The following is a 2,146-nucleotide window of genomic DNA, read 5'->3' on the forward strand; positions in this document are numbered from 1 at the left end:
GGGCCCGAACGGCCCCCTTGGATCGGCAGGCGGGGGTGGCGGACGGCCTTCCGAACCAGTAGTCGAATGTCCGGAATGCTCGTGTATGCGAGGAGCGCTGTCGCGCTGCCGTGCGGAACGAGACGGACGGCACACGGCCCGGCGCGGGAGGATGGGGCCGGTCGCGCCGATGGCGTCGGTCGTGTCGGTCGCGTCGGTCGAAGAGGGGGTGCGCCGGTGGTCCCGGTCGTGGTGGCGGCGGTGCTGGTCGGTCTCCTGGCGGCTCCACCGCTGCGCGGGCTGATCGCCCGGTTCGCGGTGCCGGAGGGCGAGCCCTGGTGCGAGGACTGCCCGGCCTGCGGGCGCCGGCTGCGCCTGCTGCCGCCGACCGGGCGCTGCCGGGGCTGCCGGGAGCGGCTGGGCGCCGGCCCCTGGACGGTGGAGGCGGTCGCGGTGGCGGTCGCCGTCGCGGTGGCGTACGCGGCGGACCGGCTGGTGGTGGTGACCCTGGCGATGGGCTGGGCGGCGGCGCTCGGCGTGGCGCTCGGTTTCGTCGACGCGCGGGTGCGCCGGCTGCCGTACCGGCTGACCCTGCCACTGCTCGGCGGGGTGACGGCGCTGCTGCTGGCGGCGGTGCCGACCGCGGGGCCCGGGGTGACGCTGCGCTGCCTGCTGGTCGCGCTCGCGGTCGGGGGTGTGCTCGAACTGGCCGTCTGGCTGGGCGCGTTGGGCCCGGGGGACTCCCCGCTCGGGCTCGCCCTGGGCGGGCTGCTCGGCTGGTACGGCTGGTCGGTGGCGCTCGGCGGGCTGTTCGCCGCGATGGTGCTCGCCGGGCTGTGGGGCACCCTGCGGGCCGCCGCCGCGCTGGTCCGTCGCCGCCCGGTGCGCGGACTGGACCTCCCGGTCGGCCCGTTCCTGCTGCTCGGCGCGCTCACCGCGGTCCTGGCGCGGTGAGCACGTGCCGCCGGGACATTGAACGCGTCAAAGGGGAGAGGAACGGAAGGGCCCGCCGCACCGGTCGGTGCGACGGGCCCGGCCGCCGACGCGCAGGCCCCACCCTCAAGGAGCGGCGCGCCGGGGGAGTGGAGCTCGGGTGGCCGCGGCCTTCGGCAGCCGCGGCCGGGTGCCGTTACGGCATCTTGTGGACGAACGGGCCGACCGCGTTGGAGAACGCGTTGCCGTTGTTGACGTCCCAGTTGGTCGACCAGGTCATCGCGCCGCGGATGGTCGGCCACTTGGCCGGCGGCACGAAGCTGCCGCAGTTGTTACCGGTGGCCAGGCAGTCCAGCGCGTTGTTCACCACGGTCGGCGCGACGTAGCCGCCGCCCGCGGCCCGGGTGGAGGCCGGGACGCCGATGCCCACCTGGTCCGGCCGCAGGCCGCCCTGGATCTGGGTGCAGACCTGCGAGGTGATGAAGTCGATGGTGCCCTGGTTGTAGACCTTGCCGTCGCAGCCGTTCATGCCGCCCGAGTTGTAGAACTGGGTGTTGACGACGGTGAGGATGTCCTTGGTCTTCAGCGCCAGCTGGAAGTAGGCGCCGGAGGTGTTGTACATCCCGATGGTCTCGGGGGCCATGGTCAGGACGAAGCCGGGGCCGACCTTGGCCTGCAGGGAGTGCAGCGCGTCGCCGAGCGGGCCGGCCTGGACACCGTTCTCCAGGTCGACGTCGATGCCGTCGAAGCCGTAGTCCTTGATGATCGCGTAGGCGCTGTTGACGAAGTTGGCGCCGGCGGTGGCGTCCCCGACGGTGATCGCGCCGTTCTGGCCGCCGACGGAGAGGACGACCTTCTTGCCGGCCGCCTGCTTGGCCTTGATGTCGGCGCGGAACTGGGCGTCGGTGTAGCCGCCGAGCGCCTTGGACAGGCCCGGGTCCAGGGTGAAGCTGATCGCGCCGGTCCTGGTCGGCACGGCGTCGGCGAAGGACACCGCGATGATGTCGTACGCGCTCTGGACGTCGCTCAGCCGCTGCACGGTCGAGTTGTTGTCGAAGTTCTGCCAGTAGCCGGTGACCACGTGGGCGGGCAGGCCGGTGGCCGGCGGGGTGGTGCTGGTCGGCGTGGCGGTGGGGGTCGCCGTCGCGGTCCGGGTGGGCGTGGGGGTCGCCGTCGCGGTGGGCGTCGCGGTGGCCGTGGGGGAGGCGGTGGCCGTGAGGGTCGCGGTGGGGGT

At 74.0% G+C, this 2,146-nt stretch carries 2 protein-coding genes; one reads left to right on the top strand and one right to left on the bottom strand.

Features of this window, described 5'->3' with window-relative positions; translation table 11 throughout:
* Positions 1-216 precede the first annotated feature (216 nt).
* Complete coding sequence (locus tag ACIQOV_RS38610; protein WP_401055474.1) at positions 217-933, top strand: prepilin peptidase; 717 nt, start codon at positions 217-219, stop codon at positions 931-933.
* A 175-nt stretch (positions 934-1,108) separates the two neighbouring features.
* Here ACIQOV_RS38610 and ACIQOV_RS38615 read toward each other — a convergent pair.
* The coding region (locus ACIQOV_RS38615) for a chitinase (RefSeq protein ID WP_401055476.1) at positions 1,109-2,146 on the bottom strand (1,038 nt) is incomplete at its 5' end.

This window comes from Kitasatospora sp. NPDC091257 (assembly GCF_044757675.1).
Classification (GTDB): domain Bacteria; phylum Actinomycetota; class Actinomycetes; order Streptomycetales; family Streptomycetaceae; genus Kitasatospora; species Kitasatospora lactacystinica.